The organism is Exiguobacterium sp. s140 (assembly GCF_018617035.1).
Taxonomy (GTDB): domain Bacteria; phylum Bacillota; class Bacilli; order Exiguobacteriales; family Exiguobacteriaceae; genus Exiguobacterium; species Exiguobacterium profundum.
The window spans coordinates 34,230-53,508 of sequence record NZ_JACSJK010000007.1 but is presented as its reverse complement, the minus strand read 5'-3'; the positions used below and the strand labels follow the sequence as shown (position 1 = coordinate 53,508).

Here is a 19,279-nt window from a genome sequence, read left to right as displayed (position 1 = left end):
GCCGAACACGGAAGTTAAGCGTCTCAGCGCCGAAAGTAGTTGGGGGATCTCCCCCTGTGAGGATAGGACGTTGCCAGGCAACAACGCAGGACGACCGAGCATACGCTCGGTCGTTTTTTTGTTTTAGCGATGCTCTCGACATAGAGGCATCGCTTTTCGTTTGCCTTTTTTTAAATCAATGATAAAATATAGTCAAAAGTCAAAGATGGTCAGAGGGTGGTGGAGATGAGAAATATTTCGGATGTCATCGAACAGTATTTGAAGCAAGTCTTGAAGGAAAGTCAGGCAAATGCGATTGAAATCAAACGTCAAGATATCGCACAACGATTCGAATGTGTCCCATCCCAAATCAATTACGTCATCAACACACGTTTTACCGTCGAAAAAGGATATTTAGTAGAAAGTAAACGTGGCGGTGGCGGATATATTCGTATTCGACGCGTCATTTTACACGAAAAACAAGATGTTCTCTCTAGTTTGATGGATGTCATTCATGAACATCCACGTTTGAACGAACAGCTCGTTGAAAATGTGCTGATTCGATTGGTTGAAGAACAGATGATGCACGAACAAGAGGCGCAGTTGATTTATCATCTCTTATCAGATGAAGCATTGAACTTACAAGTTGACGATCGCTCCTATATTCGACGTCAACAACTACTCGCGCTGATGAAAGTACTTCGTTATCGTAATGGAGGGTAAGTCGTATGTTATGCGAACGTTGTAAACAGCGACCGGCTGTCAATGAAGTCGTTGTCATGGAACAGGACGTGCCCGTAAAAAAACGGCTATGTCGACAATGTACGGTAGAACTTATGACGGGCTATGTCCCGGTCGTAAAGCGTTGCCCAACCTGTCAGATGACGCGCCAAGATTTATTACGTGTACGAAAAGCAGGATGTGCTACGTGTTATACCGTATTTCGTGATGAACTGATTAAAATCACACGTCAATATCAACAAGGACATGATCATCACATCGGTTCGGTCCCTGACCAGTTACGTACACCTCATGAACGAATCGAAGAGCGACTCGAAAAGTTGGCAGGGGAGTTGACCCGCGCTGTCGAACAAGAAGATTATGAACGAGCAGCACGTATTCAAAAAGAAATGAAGCAATTAGAAGGGCAAGGTGATGTCTAATGGAAACGTTCCTAACACATCCACTTGGTCCAAAAATGAAAGAGCGTGCCAAATTGGATGACCTGGTCGTCTCCACAAGAATCCGACTGGCACGTAACGTCAAAGACACTGTGTTTTCGCCGGTCCTCTCTAAAGAAGGAGAACGTCAACTGTGTGATCGTCTCGAAGGGCGGTTACGTGGGTTAAAGGGATTTGAATATCTTCATATGCGTGATTATGATGAAGTCACCCGGCAGGCGTTGATGGAGAAACACTTGATTAGTCCGGCCGTTGCGGCAAACGAAGAAAGTGCAGTCTTTTTAAGTGAAGATGAAACCATCAGTGTGTTGATTAACGAAGAAGATCATTTACGAATTCAGACCTTACTCCCAGGTTATCAAGTGAAAGAGGCGTTTGAAATAGCGAATCAAGTAGACGCATTGTGCGCAGAATCACTCTCCTACGCCTTTGACGAACAGTTAGGCTACTTGACGACATGCCCAAGCAATATCGGAACCGGACTCCGGGCCTCGGTCATGTTACACTTACCGGGACTCACGTTAACGGGTCGAATCAGCCCCATTTTGCGAGAGCTTCGAAAACTTGGCTATACGATTCGAGGTCGTTACGGAGAAGGTAGCGATGCGGCAGGACGGTTGTTCCAGCTTTCAAATCAGCGGACATTGGGCAGTCATGAATCACAGCTGTTAGCTGACTTTATGGAAGTGACAGAACAAGTGATTCAAGCAGAACGTCATGCGCGTGAAGAGCTCATCGCACATCGACAAGAAGAGTTAGAGGATCGGTTTTATCGGTCATATGGTATTTTACGATATGCCAAACTTCTTTCTTCTACCGAAGCCATTGAGCGGCTATCTGATTTACATTTAGCGAGTGACCTAGGAATTTTGTCTGATTGGAGTCCGCCGAAGTTTCATGAACTCATCGTTCGGTTACAATCAGGTTTTCTACAAAAACATTTCGGGAAAACATTATCTACGCAAGAACGAGATCGAGAACGAGCGACACTTGTTCGTCGAACGTTAGATCAAGGCTTAGTTTGATCCAACTATAAGGAGGTTATGTCAATGATGTTTGGACGATTTACAGAACGAGCACAACGCGTATTAGCTTTAGCACAAGAGGAAGCCGTACGTCTTGGCCATCATAATATTGGTACAGAACATATTTTATTAGGATTGGTTCGTGAAGGAGAAGGGATTGCGGCAAAAGCGCTCTTCGCCCTCGGATTGACCTCTGAAAAAATCCAACAAGAAGTAGAATCATTGATTGGTCGCGGTTCGGAGAACGGGTCGACGATTCATTACACACCGCGTGCGAAAAAGGTCATTGAGCTCTCGATGGATGAGGCTCGAAAATTGGGACACTCTTACGTCGGAACGGAACACATCCTTCTAGGATTGATTCGCGAAGGAGAAGGGGTCGCGGCACGCGTCCTCAATAACCTTGGAATCAGTTTGACGAAAGCACGTCAACAAGTGTTACAACTTCTCGGGAACACGGAGTCGTCTTCAAATGCTTCGCAACCTGGGGCGAGCGCCGCAACACCAACGCTTGACGGATTGGCACGCGATTTGACACAACAAGCGCGCGAGTCTCGTTTAGATCCGGTCATCGGACGCGCAGGCGAAATTCAACGTGTCATCGAGGTGTTGTCGCGTCGGACGAAGAACAACCCGGTTCTAATTGGGGAACCAGGGGTCGGGAAAACAGCGGTCGTCGAAGGTCTCGCTCAGCAAATCATCAACAACGAGGTACCTGAAACGCTTCGCAACAAACGCGTCATGGTGCTCGATATGGGTACACTCGTCGCAGGTACGAAATATCGTGGTGAATTCGAAGATCGCTTGAAAAAAGTGATGGATGAAATTCGTCAAGCCGGTAACGTCATTCTCTTCATCGATGAGTTGCACACATTGATCGGTGCGGGTGGTGCAGAAGGTGCAATCGATGCGTCGAACATCCTCAAACCGTCATTGGCTCGCGGCGAACTTCAATGTATCGGGGCGACTACACTTGATGAATACCGGAAGTACATCGAAAAAGATGCAGCGCTTGAGCGCCGCTTCCAACCGATTCAAGTGAACGAACCGACAACAGAAGAAGCTGAACAAATCTTACTCGGGTTACGCGATCGCTATGAAGCACACCACCGTGTGACGATTACAGATACGGCGATTCACGAGGCGGTCGTCCTTTCAGACCGTTACATCTCAGATCGTTTCTTGCCGGATAAGGCGATCGACCTCGTCGATGAGGCGGCATCGAAAGTACGACTTCGCTCATTCACGGCACCACCGAATTTGAAAGAGTTGGAATCCCGTCTCGAATCGATTCGTAAAGAGAAAGACTCTGCCGTTCAAAGCCAAGAGTTTGAAAAAGCAGCTTCCCTTCGCGATACGGAACAAAAGTTACGCGATGAGTTAGAAGAGTTGAAAGCAGAGTGGCAGAACAAGCAAGGGAACGAAAAACTTGAAGTGACGAAAGAAGATATCGCTCAAGTTGTTGCGAACTGGACAGGTGTACCGGTCACGAAGATTGCCGAAGAAGAGACAGACCGTCTCCTTAAACTCGAATCGATTCTTCACAACCGTGTCATCGGTCAAGACGATGCGGTGAAATCCATTTCCCGCGCCATCCGTCGCGCCCGGGCCGGATTGAAAGATCCGAAACGTCCAATCGGGTCATTCATCTTCCTCGGACCGACCGGAGTCGGGAAAACAGAGCTCGCCCGTGCAGTTGCCGAAGCGATGTTTGGCGATGAAGATGCCATCATCCGAATCGACATGTCCGAGTACATGGAGAAACATGCGACGAGCCGTCTCGTCGGTTCGCCTCCTGGTTATGTTGGTTACGAAGAAGGCGGTCAATTGACTGAAAAAGTGCGTCGGAAACCGTACTCGGTTATCCTACTCGATGAAATCGAAAAAGCGCACCCAGAAGTATTCAACATCTTGCTTCAAGTGTTAGACGACGGTCGCTTGACGGATTCGAAAGGTCGCACCGTCGACTTCCGAAACACCGTCATCATCATGACGTCTAACGTCGGAGCCGCAGCGCTTCAACGAAACAAATATGTAGGATTCACAGTGGAAGATGATGTGAAACGTGAGTATACAGAAATGAAGGACAAAGTGCTCGAGGAATTGAAGAAAGCGTTCCGACCTGAGTTCTTGAACCGGATTGATGAAATCACAGTATTCCATTCACTTCAAAAAGAGCACATTCAAGAAATCATCAAACTTATGGCAGAGACACTTAAGAAACGTCTCGCCGAGCAAGGTGTTGATTTCAGCTTGACGGATGCGGCACTCGATAAAATTGCCGATGTCGGTTACGATCCGGAATACGGGGCTCGCCCTCTCCGTCGTGCCCTTCAACGGGAAGTGGAGGACCGTCTCTCAGAAGCGATGCTCGGCGGTACAATCGCTAAAGGCAGTAAAGTTGCGCTCGACGTACAAGATGGAGAGTTCGTCGTTCGTAACGAAGGTGTAGTTCAGTAAATCATTCAGCTCCCTCGTCGTTTAGAGGGAGCTTTTTTTAGACAGGAAGGGAACTTATGGCCAAAATTAAAACGAAATACGTCTGCCAATCGTGCGGATATGAATCAGCCAAGTGGATGGGACGCTGTCCGGGTTGTAATGAATGGAATACGCTCGTCGAAGAGTTTGTAGAAGAGAAGAAGGCCAAACGTGGAGCGGCCTTTGTGCATAGTTCATCGCGACAATTGAAACCGGAACGTTTAGCAAACGTCGTCTCACAAGAAGAGACGCGTGTGCATACGAATAGCCGTGAATTTGACCGCGTGCTCGGTGGAGGAATTGTCCCAGGTTCACTCGTCTTAGTCGGAGGGGACCCAGGGATTGGGAAATCAACAATCTTGCTACAGGTCAGCGCTCACTTAGCCCATAGTGGTAAAAAGGTGCTGTACATCTCGGGAGAGGAATCGCTCAAACAGACGAAACTGCGTGCGGAACGGCTCGGCTTACCAACGGATGACTTGTTCGTACTCGCTGAGACGGACATGTTGATGATTGAACGGGTTATTGATGAGGAGCAACCCGGATTTGTCATCATTGACTCGATTCAAACGGTATACATGGATGAGATTCAATCAGCGCCAGGGAGCGTGTCGCAAGTTCGAGAATGTACGGCCGCCCTCATGAAAATTGCGAAAACGCGAGGGATCGCCGTCTTCATCGTCGGTCACGTGACGAAGCAAGGATCGATTGCTGGTCCTCGTTTACTCGAGCATATGGTTGATGCGGTACTTTACTTTGAAGGGGAACGTCATCATACGTTCCGTATTTTACGGGCGGTGAAAAACCGTTTTGGGTCGACGAACGAGATTGGCATTTTCGAGATGAAAGAGAGCGGGCTTGAGGAAGTGCTCAATCCGTCCGAAATATTCTTAGAGGAGCGCACCGCGGGCGTGTCAGGCTCGACCGTCGTTGCCTCAATGGAAGGGACACGGACGGTACTCGTGGAACTCCAAGCACTCATCTCTCCGACATCGTTCGGGAACCCGAGACGTATGGCAACGGGCATCGATCAAAACCGAGTCGCGCTTCTCATGGCCGTTCTTGAGAAACGTTCCGGTCTCTTGCTTCAGACGCAGGATGCGTACTTGAAAGCAGCCGGTGGCGTCAAACTGGACGAGCCGGCGATTGACCTTGCGATTTGTATCTCGATCGCCTCGAGTTTCCGCGATCGTCCGACCCGTCCGACGGATGTCTGCATCGGTGAGGTCGGATTGACCGGGGAAGTGCGACGGGTTTCAAGAATCGAGCAACGTGTCGCCGAGGCGGCGAAACTTGGTTTTACACGGGCCATCATCCCGAAAAATAACATGGGGGGATGGACCGCTCCGGCAGGGATTGAAGTCGTCGGGGTCGGGACAGTGGACGAAGCACTCCAGTTGGCGATTCCGTTCTAACGGGTCGCCACTGGCAGTTTTTAACGCTTTGTAACGAACGTGATTGAAAAAATCGTGTTACAATGAAAGTGTTATTTTTTGAAATTTTATTTCATATAGAAGGAGGTGGAATGAGTGAAGATTGCTGTACGAATCGGATTTATTTTGATTGGACTCGTCGTGGGTTGGTTCGGAATCATCGAAGCGACGCTTTTATTAGCAGACCTTGGCATGAATGTGCCGGAGTGGTTAACGATTCCATACGTAGCAAGTTTGATTGGTGGACTTATCTTCTTCATTCTTAGTTTATTCTTAACAGATGGTGTTGTTGCATTTATTCGTTTTGTCGAAGAACGGCTCGTCCGTTTACCCGTAGGGGATATCTTATTTGGTTCGATCGGTCTTATCATTGGGCTCTTGATTGCCTTTTTGATCAGTGTATCGCTTGAAGTCACGAATATCTTCTTACTGAGTAAAATCGTCCCGATTTTTGTCACGGCCCTGTTTGGTTACTTTGGTTTCGCGGTCGGCTATCGGAAGCGTAACGAATGGATCAAACTATTTGTGAAGAGTGAACGGGATAAGCCTGCGGCTGAACCAGTCCAACGCTCGAATGATAAGATTTTAGACACGAGCGTCATCATCGACGGTCGAATCGCGGATATTGCGACGACTGGATTCGTGGAAGGGACATTGATTGTGCCACAATTCGTCATCGGCGAACTGCAATACATCGCCGACTCATCGGATACGTTGAAGCGGAATCGTGGACGTCGTGGACTGGACATTTTGAAGGAACTTCAAGAAAACAAGCGCATCCAGGTTGAGATCTATGATGGAGACTTTGAAGATGTACCGGAAGTCGACATCAAATTGATCAAACTGGCTGAACTGAAAAACGGGATTGTCGTTACGAATGACTACAACTTAAATAAAGTGTGTGAGGTTCGAAATGTACCGGTCTTGAACATCAATGATTTGGCGAACGCTGTCAAACAGATTGTCATTCCTGGTGAAGAGATGGTCGTGACAGTTATTAAAGAAGGAAAAGAACAGAATCAAGGGGTTGCTTACCTTGAGGACGGGACGATGGTCGTCGTGGAGGGCGGACGTAAATTGATTTCGAAGACGCTCCCTGTCGTTGTGACGAGTGTCTTACAAACGTCTGCAGGACGTATGATTTTTGCCCGTCCGGAATAACGGATCAAAAAGAGACGCGAGAGCGCTCTCTTTTTTCACGAAGAGAGGTATTTACATGGTAGCTTATACAGTTGTCATCCCGGCTGCCGGGAGAGGGAAACGGATGGGTGCGGATGCGAATAAGCTCATGCTGACACTCCGTGACAAACCGATTATCGCTTGGACGTTACAGACGTTCGATACCGATCCGTGGTGCGAACGAATTGTGTTAGCCATCCGGCCGGAAGAACGGGACTGGTTCGAGGAGATAACGTCACAGATGAAGACGCCGGTTACATACGTAGCAGGAGGGGAAGAACGACAACAGAGTGTCCATGCAGGACTGAAAGTTGTTGCACCCGATACGATTGTGATGATTCATGACGGTGCGCGTCCGTTTGTAAAACGTGAACAGTTGCATCAAGTGGCTGAAGCGGCACGGCAAGGTGGTGCCATCTTGGCGGTACCCGTTAAAGATACGGTCAAACAAGTTCAACGTCATCACATCGAACGCACCGTTCCCCGTGAAAACTTATGGTTGGCACAAACGCCGCAAGCCTTTCAGGCGAAAGCGATTTTGGCGGCACATGAACGAGCGGTCGAACAACAAGTAATGGGCACGGATGATGCCAGTTTGTTTGAGTGGCTCGGCGAATCGGTACAAGTGGTCCTTGGGGACTATCACAACATCAAAATGACGACGCCCGAAGATTTATTGTTCGGCGACGCGATTTTAGCGGAGGAGGAATTACAATGAGAATTGGTCAAGGGTTTGATGTACACGCATTTGCAGAAGGACGTCCGTTAATCTTAGGAGGGATTGAGATTCCACATGAGCGCGGACTGCTCGGTCATTCTGATGCGGACGTGTTACTCCATACCATTGCGGATGCGGCACTTGGAGCAATTGCGGCAGGTGATATCGGAAAGCACTTCCCGGATACGGACCCGGAATTTAAAGATGCGGATTCGAAAGTATTGCTTCGTCACGTCTGGCAGCTCGTGAAAGACCAAGGGTACGTTCTCGGAAATGTAGATGCGACGGTCATGGCACAACGTCCGAAACTTCGTCCTTACATTGATGAGATGCGAGCGGTCATCGCTGAACTTCTTGAGGCGGACATCGAGCAGGTGAACGTGAAAGCGACGACGACGGAGAAACTGGGCTTCACGGGACGCGAAGAAGGGATTGCGGCGCAAGCGGTCATCTTACTCAACCGGGCTTGACAGAAATGGTATACTATTTGGGCAGAAGAGAAGAAAGGTGGAACTATTATGAGTGAAGTGCGTGTACGCTATGCGCCTAGTCCGACGGGGCATCTCCATATCGGAAATGCGCGGACTGCGTTGTTTAACTACTTATTTGCTCGCCATGCTGGCGGAAAAATGATTCTTCGGATTGAAGACACTGACCAGAAACGGAATGTGTTGAACGGTGTTGAGAGTCAGATGAAATACTTGGAATGGCTCGGCATCGACTGGGATGAAGGTCCAGGTCGTGACGGAGACTACGGTCCATATTATCAAATGGAGCGTCTTGCGATTTATGAAAAATACGTCAATGAGTTGATGAGCAAAGGCCTCGCTTATAAATGCTACATGACTTCTGAGGAACTTGAAGCAGAGCGTGAAGCACAAATCGCACGTGGGGAGGCACCACGTTATTCGGGTGCGCACCGTAACCTCACTGTTGAAGAGCGTGAAGCGTTTGAAGCGGAAGGGCGTAAACCGTCTATTCGGATCCGTGTGCCGGAAGGCGTGACGTATAAATGGACAGATGTCGTCAAAGGAGACGTCTCGTTTGAATCAAAAGATTTCGGGGACTGGGTCATCGTGAAACAGGACGGCATTCCGACGTACAACTTCGCAGTTGTCGTGGACGACCATTTGATGAAGATCAGTCACGTGTTGCGTGGGGACGATCACATCGCGAACACACCGAAGCAGATGATGGTCTATGATGCACTCGGTTGGGACTATCCTGAATTCGGTCACATGACGCTCATCTACAATGACCAACATAAGAAGTTATCAAAACGGGACGAATCGATTATTCAGTTCATCGAACAATATGCGGATCTTGGTTACTTGCCAGCAGCGCTCTTCAACTTCATTTCGCTCCTTGGCTGGTCACCCGTCGGGGAAGAAGAAATCTTCTCAAAAGAAGAGTTCATTGAAATGTTTGATGCGAAACGTTTGTCGAAGAGTCCGGCAGTTTTTGACCAACAAAAACTTTCTTGGATCAACAGTGTATACATGAAGAAGGCCACGCTTGACGAAGTGGTGGCACTCAGTTTACCATTCTTACAAGAAGCAGGACGATTACCCGAGGCGGTATCTGTTGAGGAAGCGGATTGGGCGACAAACTTGATTGCATTGTATAAAGAACAAATGACGCACGGAGCAGAAATCGTCGCGTTGACAGACTTGTTCTTCAAAGATGAAATCGAGTATGACGAGGAAGCGAACGCTGTCCTTTCAGGTGAAACGGTACCTGCTGTTCTTGCAGAGTTCAAACACCAGCTCGAAGCAGTCGAAGACTTCACACCGGAAGCGATTAAAGCGGCGACGAAAGCGACGCAAAAAGCGACCGGTCAAAAAGGGAAGAACTTGTTCATGCCAATCCGTGTCGCTACGACAGGGCAAACACATGGACCAGAACTCCCGAACGCCATTTCGTTAATCGGAAAAGAGCGTGTGTTGAAGCGTCTGACAACTCTATTAGCGTAATAAAGGCATCGATGAGGAAAGTAAGCGGTACGACACGTTGCAGAGACTAGAACCTAGGCTGGGAGTTCTAGATGTGTCCCCCGAAGAAGTGCACCTCGGAGCCGTCTCGGCGATATGTAGTCGAGGCCGTGACTCGGCGTTAACGAGACTTGAGAGGGGAACGCATTTTCCCAAACAGAGTGGAACCGCGCTTACGGCGTCTCTGTGCCTTGGCACAGGGGCGTCTTTGTTTTTGTATAAGAAAAGGAGATATCGATTATGGGATTTTGGAGCAGTGTACGCGAAGACTTGCGGACTGTCCTGGAACTAGACCCTGCCGCTCGTTCGAAAGTAGAAGTGGCACTGACTTACCCAGGCCTTCACGCCATATGGGCACACCGCATCGCGCACGGATTATGGAAACGTAACGTGAAACTGGTGGCCAAATTATTAGCCCAGTTCAGTCGTTGGTTGACCGGAATTGAAATTCATCCGGGGGCAGTCCTTGGGGACCGCGTGTTCATCGATCACGGTTTCGGTGTCGTCATCGGTGAGACGGCGATTATCGGGAATGACGTCACCATCTATCAAGGCGTCACCCTGGGTGGAACGGGGAAAGAGAAAGGGAAGCGTCACCCGACAATCGGGAGTGACGTGCTTATTTCAGCGGGGGCGAAAGTACTTGGGAACATCACGGTCGGCGATTGCGTCAAAATCGGAGCGAGCTCGGTCGTATTGAACGATGTGCCGTCTGATTCGACCGTGGTCGGGATTCCAGGTCGTGTCGTCATTCGAAACGGTAAGCGTGTGAAGCAACATGATCTAGATCATCGTTTCCCAGATCCGGACCGCGAATGCCAAGAACGCTTAGAAGCGGCAGTGGATGAACTACAACAAAAATTAGCGACGCTTGAAAAGCGGATGGAGGAGAAGACACATGATTCAGCTGTACAACAGTCTCACGAATAAAAAAGAACCGTTTGTCCCGATTGTTCCGGGTAAAGTATCGATGTACGTATGCGGTCCGACCGTTTATAACTACATTCATGTCGGAAACGCCCGACCGGCGATCGCCTTCGACACGGTCCGCCGCTACTTGACGTATCGTGGGTACGAGGTCAAATACGTCTTGAACTTCACAGACGTGGATGACAAGATCATTCGTACGGCGAATGAATTAGGAGAAGACACGGAGACGCTGACGAATCGCTATATCGAGGCGTATTTAGCAGATACAGGGGCACTTAACGTTCAACCGGCAGACGTGCATCCGCGTGTTACCGATACGATGGAAGAAATCATCGAGTTCATTCGTCAATTGGAGACGGAAGGGTTCGCTTATGAATCAGAAGGAGACGTGTATTTCCGGACGAAGAAGTTTGAGACGTACGGGAAGCTGAGTCAGCAATCGATTGAAGATTTGCGGGCCGGGTCACGTGTCGATGTCGGGGAGAAAAAAGAAGACCCGCTCGACTTCGTCTTATGGAAAGCGGCTAAACCGGATGAACCATCATGGGATAGTCCGTGGGGCAAAGGACGTCCGGGCTGGCATATCGAATGCTCGGCGATGGCGAAAAAACATCTCGGGACAACGATTGATATTCACGCGGGCGGTCATGATTTGAAATTCCCACACCACGAGAACGAGATTGCTCAGTCAGAAGCTTGCAACCATGCGAAGTTCGCTAACTATTGGTTGCATAACGGATTCATCAACATTGAAAATGAGAAGATGTCCAAGTCGCTCGGAAACTTCCTCCTCGTCCATGAGGCGTTGAAAGAAGTCGACCCGATGGTCCTGCGCTTCTTCATGTTGTCCGTCCATTATCGTCATCCGATCAACTATAGCCGTGAATTGATTGAACAAGCGGCGAACGGTTGGAGCCGAATCAAGGAAGCCTATCAGAATATTGAATATCGCTTGTCGGTCACAGCCGGACTTGGAGAGGCGAGCGAGTCGATGGAACGGAAGCTTGAATCCATCAAGGCGTCATTCATCGAGTCAATGGATGATGATATCAATACGGCCAACGCCGTGACCGTCCTCTTTGACTTGGCACGGGAAGCGAACATTTATGCGAAGGCCGATCATGTGGCCAAAGCGACGCTTGAACAGGTTCTGTCGCTATTTGATGAATTGACGGGTGTCCTCGGCTTGACGTTGGCAGAAGAAAAAGAACTATTGGATGCCGAGATCGACCAATTGATTCAAGAACGGAACGACGCACGGGCGGCACGTAATTTTGCCCGGGCCGACGAGATTCGTGATTTACTAAAAGAACAAAACATCCAACTCGAAGACACGGCCCAAGGGGTTCGGTGGAAGCGGTTATGATGCAACCGAAACAAATGAATGCCCTTGCGCTCGCTTACATGGGAGACGTGGTATACGAAATGGCTGTACGGAGACGCCTGCTCGAGAAAGGATTGACGCGCCCGAATGACTTGCACCGGGGCGCGGTCCGCTACGTCAATGCACGGGCGCAGGCGAGCGTCGTGACATTTTGGTTAGAGACGGATGTGTTGACGGAAGAGGAACAGGCTGTCGTCAGACGTGGAAAGAATGCGAAATCCGGATCGGTTCCAAAGCGGGTCGATGTGCACACGTATCGTTATTCCACGGCGTTCGAGGCATTGATTGGGTATATCTATTTGACAGAAAGAAGGGATCGTCTTGAAGAACTCATCAAACAAGCGTTCGAACGACTCGAAGCCGAGTCGACCGAAACGACATGACGGAAATCGGGGAGCGGAGAAACGAACGTTTGACCGCCCTCGTGGGGAACGACCAGATCGCGCGCGTCGCCAAAAGGCAGAACGCCCTGACTATAAGGAAGTCGATGTGATGGAGGAAGGGATTGACTTCCTTTACGGTCGTAACCCGGTACTCGAGGCACTGCGAAGTGGTCGGGATATGAATAAAGTATTCATTATGGAAGGTCAGCAAAAGGGACCACTCGCTCAAATTATCGCGATGGCGAACGAAGCATCGGTCCAAGTGTCATTCGTCCCAAAAACGAAACTTGAGAAGATGGCTGGCAGTGAACATCACCAAGGAGTCGTTGCGGCGGTTGCGGCTTATGAATACAAAACAGTCGAAGACATGTTCGCTCTCGCAGCTTCGAAAGATGAGACACCGCTCTTCATTTTACTAGATGAGCTCGAAGACCCGCACAATCTCGGTTCGATTTTACGGACCGCCGATGCTGTTGGCGCACATGGGATCATCATTCCGAAACGTCGCTCGGTCGGTTTGACTCAAACGGTTGCCAAAGCCTCGACCGGGGCCATTGAGCATATTCCGGTGGCGCGTGTGACGAACTTGACACGGACACTTGAAGAGTTGAAGGAAAAAGGATTGTGGGTCGTCGGGACCGATGCGAAAGAAAGTCAGGACTATCGTCGATTGGATGGAAATATGCCACTCGTTGTGGTCATTGGAAGTGAGGGCAAAGGGATGAGCCGACTCGTGCGCGAATCGTGCGACTTCCTTGTTCATTTACCGATGGTCGGTCATGTCACGTCACTCAATGCATCTGTTGCAGCGGCGCTCCTCCTGTATGAGGTGCATCGCTCACGTCATCCATTGGCATGAGTATCCTGAAGCGTGAGCTCCTTCTTGTCGACGGATATAATATCATCGGCGCGTGGCCTCACTTGAGAAGTCTCCGCGACGTAGATTTTGAACAAGCACGTAATCTGTTGATTGAGGCGATGGCAGAATATCAGGCTGTGTCCGGCAAAGAGGTCACCATCGTGTTTGACGCCCATATGCGTTATGGTCGTGAATCCAAAGAGAAGCGGAGTCGGGTCGACGTTGTCTATACGAAAGAGAATGAGACGGCGGACGAATGGATTGAGCGGCGTGCCCATGAATTAGTGGATGACCGGCTCATTACATTATTCGTCGCGACGAACGATTTCACGGAGCAGTGGGTCATCTTTGGTCAAGGCGCATTGCGCGTCCCGGCAACCGAACTGTTGAAAGATTGGAAGCATGCGAAAACATTGATTGAACAACAGCGCCTGTCGCTCGAGAAAGAACAAGCGAATCGGAAGACGATTGATATTCCACCGCATATTCAAGCGAAGTTTGAAGAAATGCGACGTCGCAAATCAAAAGGTGATTGAAATCACGGACGAGTTCATCAAATGGACTCGTCTTTGTTTCGATTTTGACATTTTTTTGCAAAGGAATGTTGTATACTATTACATATATGAGTTACACAGTATTCAATTGACGGAATTTTTAGAAATTTGTTTGACGCATAGGAGTAGGGAGTCCTATAATGGGACACAACCTTACATAGTTCAGGATCAATCGCCGGGGGGTAACGAGCATGAACGGATGGCCGTACGAACAGTTTGAAAAAATGTCAGACGAAGAGTTGGTCTTATTGGCGCGCAACGAAGGGGATAGCGACGCGCTCGAGTTTTTGATTGAACGATACCGGTATTTTGTGCGGGCGAAGGCACGTTCATACTTTTTGATTGGTGCAGATCACGAGGACATCGTCCAAGAGGGGATGATCGGCCTTTATAAAGGTGTGCGTGATTATAAGGACGAGCGACTTGCGTCATTCAAAAGCTTTGCCGAGATGTGTATCACCCGTCAGATGATCACGGCAATCAAGACGGCGACACGCCAAAAACATATTCCGCTCAATTCATATGTGTCACTCGATAAACCAATTTTTGATGAAGAGTCTGACCGGACGTTGCTCGATGTCATCTTGCCACCACATCCGACTGATCCACAAGAATTGATCGTGACACAGGAAGAACAGACGTTCATGGAAGCGAAGATGGATGAGATCTTGAGTGACCTCGAACGGAAAGTATTGCGTCTTTATTTAGACGGACGTTCTTATCAAGAGATTTCAGACGATCTCGATCGTCATGTCAAATCGATCGATAATGCGTTGCAACGTGTGAAGAAGAAATTCGAGCGTCATGTCGACGTCCGGATGCTCACGAGCTAACCGATTATTGACCGCGTGCCTCCTATGTGATACTTTAAAAGCAGCGCCTTGTCCGTAGACGCCATTTACAGGAGGCGTTTTTTTTTCGCTCTTTTTTAAGAGAGAGTAGTCGAAAGGGGCGCTTATGAATGGCAAAGAAAGTAAGTCTCGCTTGCTCAGAATGCGGGTCTCGAGAGTACTCGACGACAAAAAAAGACGGCGTGTCGACACGGCTTGAAATGAAGAAGTTTTGTCGCCGCTGTAACGCGCATACGCTGCATCGGGAATCAAAGTAACGTAGATTGGCATTCAATGTAGGAGGAAGCTACCATGAACTTTTTGCGCGACGTATGGAAAGAGTTGAAGAAAACGAGTTGGCCGACTCGTAAAGAACTCACGAAATATACCATTACTGTCATCGCGACTGTTGTCGTGATTGGCCTGTTCGTGTTCGGCGTAGATACTGGGGTCAGTTATCTCGTCAATTTATTGATTAACTAAGGAAGAGGTGAAAGCCGTGGAGAAACAATGGTTTGTTGTCCAGACGTACTCAGGTTTTGAGAATAACGTCAAAGAAAACCTAGAACGTCGAATCGGTTCGATGAACATGGAAGATAAAATTTTCCGCGTCCTCGTCCCGACTGAAACGACGCAAGAAGAAGTCACATTGAAGAGTGGCGAGAAGAAAATCAAAGAACGTGAAGTCAAAAGTTTCCCGGGCTATGTGTTCGTAGAGATGGTCATGACTGACGATTCATGGTATGTTGTCCGCAACACGCCAAACGTCACCGGCTTCCTCGGTTCAACGGGTGGTGGGGCAAAACCAATCCCACTCCAACCGGACGAAGTGACAAACGTCTTGTCACAAATGGGACTCATCGAGAAGAAAGATCGTTACAACTATGAACTCGGTGACCTTGTCCGCGTGAAAGAAGGCGCATTTGAGAACTTTGAAGGAACAATCGACGAGATTGAAGCCGACAAAGAGAAGCTCAAAGTCGTGGTCGACATGTTCGGTCGTGAAACAAAAATTGAGCTTGATTTCGAACAAGTTCAGAAAATTAACTAAACCCACTTGCTAATCCGTAAAACGGATGGTACAATCGAAAATGTTTGATGTTGTGCTTTATTTCGGTACAAACTCGACCTAATAGATTGAGTGGGAGGGCGCACAACGTCCAAGAAACCACATTTTAGACTTAAGGAGGTGTGTCTCGTGGCGAAAAAAGTTTCTAAACTCGTTAAACTTCAAATCCCAGCTGGTAAAGCAAACCCAGCTCCACCAGTAGGTCCAGCACTTGGTCAAGCAGGTGTTAACATCATGGGATTCTGTAAAGAGTTCAACGCTCGTACACAAGACCAAGCCGGATTGATTATTCCTGTAGTCATCACGGTATACGAAGATCGTTCGTTTACATTCATTACGAAAACTCCACCAGCTGCAGTTCTCTTGAAGAAAGCTGCTGGTATCGAGAGTGGTTCTGGTGAACCAAACCGTAAGAAAGTAGCAACGGTTAAGCGTGACAAAGTTCGCGAAATCGCTGAACTTAAAATGCCTGACCTTAACGCATCATCTGTAGAAACAGCGATGCTTATGGTTGAAGGTACTGCACGTAGTATGGGTATTGTAATCGAAGACTAATTGCTAGTCTCTGGGGTTGTCGGTGAATACTGCTCACCTTCAATCCCTTCATTATGTGGGAGGAAATTCCGCTAACCACAAGGAGGAAAAGATCATGGGTAAAAAACACCAAGAAGCAGCTAAGCTTGTTGACCGCACGAAGTCATACGACCTCGCTGAAGCTGTCGAGCTCGTTCAAAAAACAGCTACTGCTAAATTCGATGAAACAATCGAAGTTGCTGTCCGTCTCGGCGTAGATCCGAAGAAAGCAGACCAACAAATCCGTGGTGCCGTTGTACTTCCACACGGTACTGGTAAAACACAAAAAGTTCTCGTCTTCGCAAAAGGTGAGAAAGTGAAAGAAGCGGAAGCTGCTGGAGCAGACTACGTTGGCGACGCTGAGTACATCAACAAAATCCAACAAGGATGGTTCGACTTCGATGTAATCGTTGCGACACCTGACATGATGGGTGAAGTTGGTAAACTTGGTCGTGTTCTCGGACCTAAAGGCCTCATGCCTAACCCGAAAACAGGAACAGTTACTTTCGACGTAGAAAAAGCAATCGCGGATATCAAAGCTGGTAAAGTTGAATACCGTGTTGATAAAGCTGGTAACATCCACGTTCCAGTTGGTAAGAAATCATTTGAAGCATCTAAACTCTCTGAGAACATCGAGACAATTCTCGAAACACTCATGAAAGTGAAGCCTGCTACTGCAAAAGGAACTTACCTTAAAAACATCTCGCTTTCATCTACAATGGGTCCTGGGATCCGTGTAGCGACTGCAGATTTCCTTAAGTAATCTTGTTGAAATAAATTGTTGACAACGTGTGACACCGCTGATAAAGTAATACACGTTCAACCGAATATGTTGGATTACCGTAGACAGAAGGTGGACATCGGTCCGTAAACCCTTCCGAGGTGTCTTTGCTCGAACTTGAGCCTGTTGTCACAGGTTTACTTTCAAACAATTACGCCCTCGTATGTCTTCATACGAGGGATTTCTTTTGGAGAGCAGCCTCTCGTCCGGTATAAGAATTGACTAGGAGGTGCAAACACATGGCAAACGAAAAAATCGTAGCTCAGAAATCGGCACTCGTCGATGAAATCGCTGAGAAAATGCAAGCGAGCGTTGGAACAGTTGTTGTTGACTACCGTGGACTTACAGTTGAAGAAGTGACTACACTCCGTAAATCACTCCGTGACGCTGGAATCGAGTTCAAAGTTTACAAGAACGGTCTTCTTCGCCGCGCAGCTACTCAGTCGAACTTCGAAGGTCTTGACGAAGTCTTCACTGGTCCTACAGCAATCGCCTTCTCTAAAGAAGACGTTATTGCTCCAGCGAAGATCTTGAACGACTTCTCGAAAGAGCACAAAGCGCTCGAACTCAAAGGCGGAATCATCGAAGGTAAAGTTTCTTCACTCGAAGAAATCAAAGCCCTTGCAGAACTTCCATCACGCGATGGTCTTCTCTCGATGCTTCTCAGCGTACTTCAAGCTCCAATCCGTGGGCTCGCAGTCGCAACAAATGCAATCGCAGAACAAAAAGAAGAGCAATCAGCTTAATTTTTGTCGCGTAGCGTAACTCAAAAAAACTTTTTCACAACATCAAAGGAGGAAAACCATAATGGCTTTCAACAAAGAGCAATTCATCGAAGACCTCAAATCAATGACGGTTCTCGAACTTAACGAACTCGTAAAAACAATCGAAGAAGAATTCGGCGTATCAGCAGCAGCTCCAGTAGCAGTTGCAGGTGCTGGCGCAGGCGCAGCAGCTGAAGAGAAAACTGAATTCGACGTAATCCTCACAAACGCTGGCGCTGGTAAAATCAACGTCATCAAAGCTGTTCGTGAAATCACAGGTCTCGGCCTTAAAGAAGCAAAAGCACTCGTTGACGGAACTCCAGCTCCAGTCAAAGAGGGCGTTTCTAAAGAAGACGCTGACGCAATCAAAGCTAAGCTTGAAGAAGCTGGCGCATCTGTTGAAGTTAAGTAATTCAACTTCACAACCTATAGAAGCTCGCCATGGCGAGCTTCTTTTATTTCCTTGAAGAATGGGTTAGGAGGTTCAACGCATGGGAGATCATTACTATACGAACGATCCACGTTCGGAAAGTGCCCCAGAGACATGGACGTACGAGTTGCGAGGGAAACAGTATCACTTCACTTCGGACCGCGGTGTGTTCTCGAAAGGGTCGGTCGATTTTGGGTCACGTCTTTTAATTGAAACGTTTGAGATGCCTGATGTGTCGGGACGTATTTTAGATGTAGGCTGCGGCTATGGTCCGATGGGGATCTCGCTTGCCGATGCCTCTGGGCGTGAGGCCTTGCTCATTGATGTGAATGAGCGTGCGCTGGCGCTCTCTGAGCAAAACGCCGCCCGTAATGGAGTGACGGTCGAAACACGGCTTTCTCACGCGTATGACGCGGTGGGGGGAGAACGGTTTGCCGCCATTGTCACCAATCCGCCGATTCGTGCGGGGAAACAAGTCGTCCATACGATCTTGCGTGAAGCACATACGCACCTCGTCGATGGAGGAGCAATTTATGTCGTCATTCAAAAGAAACAAGGAGCACCTTCTGCTAAAAAGTTATTAGAAGAGGTGTTTGGTCAAGTTGAAACGATCGCGAAAGAAAAAGGTTACTTTATTTTCCGAGCAATTCGGTCTTGACAAACGGTGAAGTCTTGTTGACTCGCTATAACGTATATGCTAACATTATAAAATGCCATTGGAATGGAATTCGCTTGAAA

Annotated in this window: 23 protein-coding genes, 1 rRNA gene and 2 other annotated features; all 24 genes read left to right on the top strand. The window is 48.3% G+C overall.

Annotated features, from left to right (window positions below; genetic code table 11):
* Positions 1-79: ribosomal RNA gene (gene rrf / locus KNO61_RS17565) — 5S ribosomal RNA — on the top strand; the annotation flags it as partial.
* Positions 80-225: 146 nt separating this feature from the next.
* Positions 226-702 (top strand): CtsR family transcriptional regulator, encoded by a 477-nt coding sequence (locus KNO61_RS16630; RefSeq protein WP_012727708.1) that lies wholly within the window; start codon positions 226-228, stop codon positions 700-702.
* A gap of 5 nt (positions 703-707) precedes the next feature.
* Positions 708-1,142 carry a UvrB/UvrC motif-containing protein gene (locus KNO61_RS16625; RefSeq protein WP_012727707.1) on the top strand — a complete coding sequence of 145 codons (435 nt, stop codon included), beginning with the start codon at positions 708-710 and terminating at the stop codon, positions 1,140-1,142.
* Positions 1,142-2,185: a protein arginine kinase gene (locus KNO61_RS16620; protein WP_214758703.1), complete on the top strand. Its 1,044-nt coding sequence runs from the start codon at positions 1,142-1,144 to the stop codon at positions 2,183-2,185. The genes KNO61_RS16625 and KNO61_RS16620 overlap by 1 nt, the downstream gene beginning before the upstream one ends.
* A 24-nt stretch (positions 2,186-2,209) precedes the next feature.
* Positions 2,210-4,645, top strand: coding sequence for an ATP-dependent Clp protease ATP-binding subunit (locus KNO61_RS16615; protein WP_078147873.1), 2,436 nt, complete (start codon positions 2,210-2,212; stop codon positions 4,643-4,645).
* A gap of 56 nt (positions 4,646-4,701) precedes the next feature.
* Complete coding sequence (gene radA / locus KNO61_RS16610; RefSeq protein WP_012727704.1) at positions 4,702-6,078, top strand: DNA repair protein RadA; 1,377 nt, start codon at positions 4,702-4,704, stop codon at positions 6,076-6,078.
* A gap of 114 nt (positions 6,079-6,192) precedes the next feature.
* Positions 6,193-7,257, top strand: a complete 1,065-nt coding sequence (locus tag KNO61_RS16605; RefSeq protein ID WP_078147872.1) for a PIN/TRAM domain-containing protein — start codon at positions 6,193-6,195, stop codon at positions 7,255-7,257.
* 55 nt (positions 7,258-7,312) lie between these two features.
* Positions 7,313-7,993: a 2-C-methyl-D-erythritol 4-phosphate cytidylyltransferase gene (ispD, locus tag KNO61_RS16600; protein WP_078147871.1), complete on the top strand. Its 681-nt coding sequence runs from the start codon at positions 7,313-7,315 to the stop codon at positions 7,991-7,993.
* A complete protein-coding gene (gene ispF, locus KNO61_RS16595) occupies positions 7,990-8,463 on the top strand; it encodes a 2-C-methyl-D-erythritol 2,4-cyclodiphosphate synthase (protein ID WP_012727701.1) in 474 nt (157 codons plus the stop codon). The genes ispD and ispF overlap by 4 nt, the downstream gene beginning before the upstream one ends.
* A 45-nt stretch (positions 8,464-8,508) precedes the next feature.
* Positions 8,509-9,966: a glutamate--tRNA ligase gene (gene gltX / locus KNO61_RS16590; protein WP_214873958.1), complete on the top strand. Its 1,458-nt coding sequence runs from the start codon at positions 8,509-8,511 to the stop codon at positions 9,964-9,966.
* Positions 9,966-10,173 (top strand) — a binding site (T-box leader). (Overlaps the previous gene by 1 nt.)
* 51 nt (positions 10,174-10,224) lie before the next feature.
* Positions 10,225-10,914, top strand: a complete 690-nt coding sequence (cysE, locus tag KNO61_RS16585) for a serine O-acetyltransferase (protein WP_012727699.1) — start codon at positions 10,225-10,227, stop codon at positions 10,912-10,914.
* Entirely contained in the window at positions 10,883-12,280 is a 1,398-nt protein-coding gene (gene cysS / locus KNO61_RS16580; protein ID WP_012727698.1) for a cysteine--tRNA ligase, read from the top strand. Before cysE ends, cysS begins: the two co-directional genes overlap by 32 nt.
* The gene (locus tag KNO61_RS16575) at positions 12,277-12,681 is read left to right on the top strand and encodes a Mini-ribonuclease 3 (RefSeq protein WP_012727697.1); all 405 of its coding nucleotides are present in this window, start codon (positions 12,277-12,279) and stop codon (positions 12,679-12,681) included. The genes cysS and KNO61_RS16575 overlap by 4 nt, the downstream gene beginning before the upstream one ends.
* Positions 12,682-12,790: 109 nt before the next feature.
* The gene (gene rlmB, locus KNO61_RS16570) at positions 12,791-13,540 is read left to right on the top strand and encodes a 23S rRNA (guanosine(2251)-2'-O)-methyltransferase RlmB (protein WP_078147956.1); all 750 of its coding nucleotides are present in this window, start codon (positions 12,791-12,793) and stop codon (positions 13,538-13,540) included.
* The gene (locus KNO61_RS16565) at positions 13,537-14,076 is read left to right on the top strand and encodes a YacP-like NYN domain-containing protein (protein ID WP_214873956.1); all 540 of its coding nucleotides are present in this window, start codon (positions 13,537-13,539) and stop codon (positions 14,074-14,076) included. The genes rlmB and KNO61_RS16565 overlap by 4 nt, the downstream gene beginning before the upstream one ends.
* 209 nt (positions 14,077-14,285) lie before the next feature.
* Entirely contained in the window at positions 14,286-14,927 is a 642-nt protein-coding gene (gene sigH / locus KNO61_RS16560) for an RNA polymerase sporulation sigma factor SigH (RefSeq protein ID WP_031421852.1), read from the top strand.
* A gap of 128 nt (positions 14,928-15,055) precedes the next feature.
* Positions 15,056-15,202, top strand: coding sequence for a 50S ribosomal protein L33 (gene rpmG, locus KNO61_RS16555; RefSeq protein ID WP_012727693.1), 147 nt, complete (start codon positions 15,056-15,058; stop codon positions 15,200-15,202).
* Between the two features lie 34 nt (positions 15,203-15,236).
* Complete coding sequence (gene secE, locus KNO61_RS16550; protein ID WP_012727692.1) at positions 15,237-15,407, top strand: preprotein translocase subunit SecE; 171 nt, start codon at positions 15,237-15,239, stop codon at positions 15,405-15,407.
* A 16-nt stretch (positions 15,408-15,423) separates the two neighbouring features.
* Complete coding sequence (gene nusG, locus KNO61_RS16545; RefSeq protein WP_012727691.1) at positions 15,424-15,975, top strand: transcription termination/antitermination protein NusG; 552 nt, start codon at positions 15,424-15,426, stop codon at positions 15,973-15,975.
* Between the two features lie 147 nt (positions 15,976-16,122).
* The gene (gene rplK, locus KNO61_RS16540) at positions 16,123-16,548 is read left to right on the top strand and encodes a 50S ribosomal protein L11 (protein WP_012727690.1); all 426 of its coding nucleotides are present in this window, start codon (positions 16,123-16,125) and stop codon (positions 16,546-16,548) included.
* Positions 16,549-16,642: 94 nt separating this feature from the next.
* Positions 16,643-17,329 (top strand): 50S ribosomal protein L1, encoded by a 687-nt coding sequence (rplA, locus tag KNO61_RS16535; protein WP_012727689.1) that lies wholly within the window; start codon positions 16,643-16,645, stop codon positions 17,327-17,329.
* 59 nt (positions 17,330-17,388) lie between these two features.
* Positions 17,389-17,542: a sequence feature (ribosomal protein L10 leader region), on the top strand.
* A gap of 44 nt (positions 17,543-17,586) precedes the next feature.
* The gene (gene rplJ / locus KNO61_RS16530; RefSeq protein WP_012727688.1) at positions 17,587-18,093 is read left to right on the top strand and encodes a 50S ribosomal protein L10; all 507 of its coding nucleotides are present in this window, start codon (positions 17,587-17,589) and stop codon (positions 18,091-18,093) included.
* A gap of 61 nt (positions 18,094-18,154) precedes the next feature.
* Positions 18,155-18,523: a 50S ribosomal protein L7/L12 gene (gene rplL / locus KNO61_RS16525; RefSeq protein ID WP_012727687.1), complete on the top strand. Its 369-nt coding sequence runs from the start codon at positions 18,155-18,157 to the stop codon at positions 18,521-18,523.
* 79 nt (positions 18,524-18,602) lie between these two features.
* The gene (locus KNO61_RS16520) at positions 18,603-19,199 is read left to right on the top strand and encodes a class I SAM-dependent methyltransferase (RefSeq protein ID WP_012727686.1); all 597 of its coding nucleotides are present in this window, start codon (positions 18,603-18,605) and stop codon (positions 19,197-19,199) included.
* The last annotated feature ends 80 nt before the right edge of the window (positions 19,200-19,279 follow it).

What these genes read in the sequence shown, in the direction of transcription:
- KNO61_RS16630 (WP_012727708.1), top strand. Translation starts at nt 226, where the DNA reads ATGAGAAATATTTCGGATGTCATCGAACAGTATTTGAAGCAAGTCTTG.
- KNO61_RS16625 (WP_012727707.1), top strand. Translation starts at nt 708, where the DNA reads ATGTTATGCGAACGTTGTAAACAGCGACCGGCTGTCAATGAAGTCGTT.
- KNO61_RS16620 (WP_214758703.1), top strand. Translation starts at nt 1,142, where the DNA reads ATGGAAACGTTCCTAACACATCCACTTGGTCCAAAAATGAAAGAGCGT.
- KNO61_RS16615 (WP_078147873.1), top strand. Translation starts at nt 2,210, where the DNA reads ATGATGTTTGGACGATTTACAGAACGAGCACAACGCGTATTAGCTTTA.
- radA (WP_012727704.1), top strand. Translation starts at nt 4,702, where the DNA reads ATGGCCAAAATTAAAACGAAATACGTCTGCCAATCGTGCGGATATGAA.
- ispD (WP_078147871.1), top strand. Translation starts at nt 7,313, where the DNA reads ATGGTAGCTTATACAGTTGTCATCCCGGCTGCCGGGAGAGGGAAACGG.
- ispF (WP_012727701.1), top strand. Translation starts at nt 7,990, where the DNA reads ATGAGAATTGGTCAAGGGTTTGATGTACACGCATTTGCAGAAGGACGT.
- cysE (WP_012727699.1), top strand. Translation starts at nt 10,225, where the DNA reads ATGGGATTTTGGAGCAGTGTACGCGAAGACTTGCGGACTGTCCTGGAA.
- cysS (WP_012727698.1), top strand. Translation starts at nt 10,883, where the DNA reads ATGATTCAGCTGTACAACAGTCTCACGAATAAAAAAGAACCGTTTGTC.
- KNO61_RS16575 (WP_012727697.1), top strand. Translation starts at nt 12,277, where the DNA reads ATGATGCAACCGAAACAAATGAATGCCCTTGCGCTCGCTTACATGGGA.
- rlmB (WP_078147956.1), top strand. Translation starts at nt 12,791, where the DNA reads ATGGAGGAAGGGATTGACTTCCTTTACGGTCGTAACCCGGTACTCGAG.
- KNO61_RS16565 (WP_214873956.1), top strand. Translation starts at nt 13,537, where the DNA reads ATGAGTATCCTGAAGCGTGAGCTCCTTCTTGTCGACGGATATAATATC.
- sigH (WP_031421852.1), top strand. Translation starts at nt 14,286, where the DNA reads ATGAACGGATGGCCGTACGAACAGTTTGAAAAAATGTCAGACGAAGAG.
- rpmG (WP_012727693.1), top strand. Translation starts at nt 15,056, where the DNA reads ATGGCAAAGAAAGTAAGTCTCGCTTGCTCAGAATGCGGGTCTCGAGAG.
- secE (WP_012727692.1), top strand. Translation starts at nt 15,237, where the DNA reads ATGAACTTTTTGCGCGACGTATGGAAAGAGTTGAAGAAAACGAGTTGG.
- rplA (WP_012727689.1), top strand. Translation starts at nt 16,643, where the DNA reads ATGGGTAAAAAACACCAAGAAGCAGCTAAGCTTGTTGACCGCACGAAG.
- rplJ (WP_012727688.1), top strand. Translation starts at nt 17,587, where the DNA reads ATGGCAAACGAAAAAATCGTAGCTCAGAAATCGGCACTCGTCGATGAA.
- rplL (WP_012727687.1), top strand. Translation starts at nt 18,155, where the DNA reads ATGGCTTTCAACAAAGAGCAATTCATCGAAGACCTCAAATCAATGACG.
- KNO61_RS16520 (WP_012727686.1), top strand. Translation starts at nt 18,603, where the DNA reads ATGGGAGATCATTACTATACGAACGATCCACGTTCGGAAAGTGCCCCA.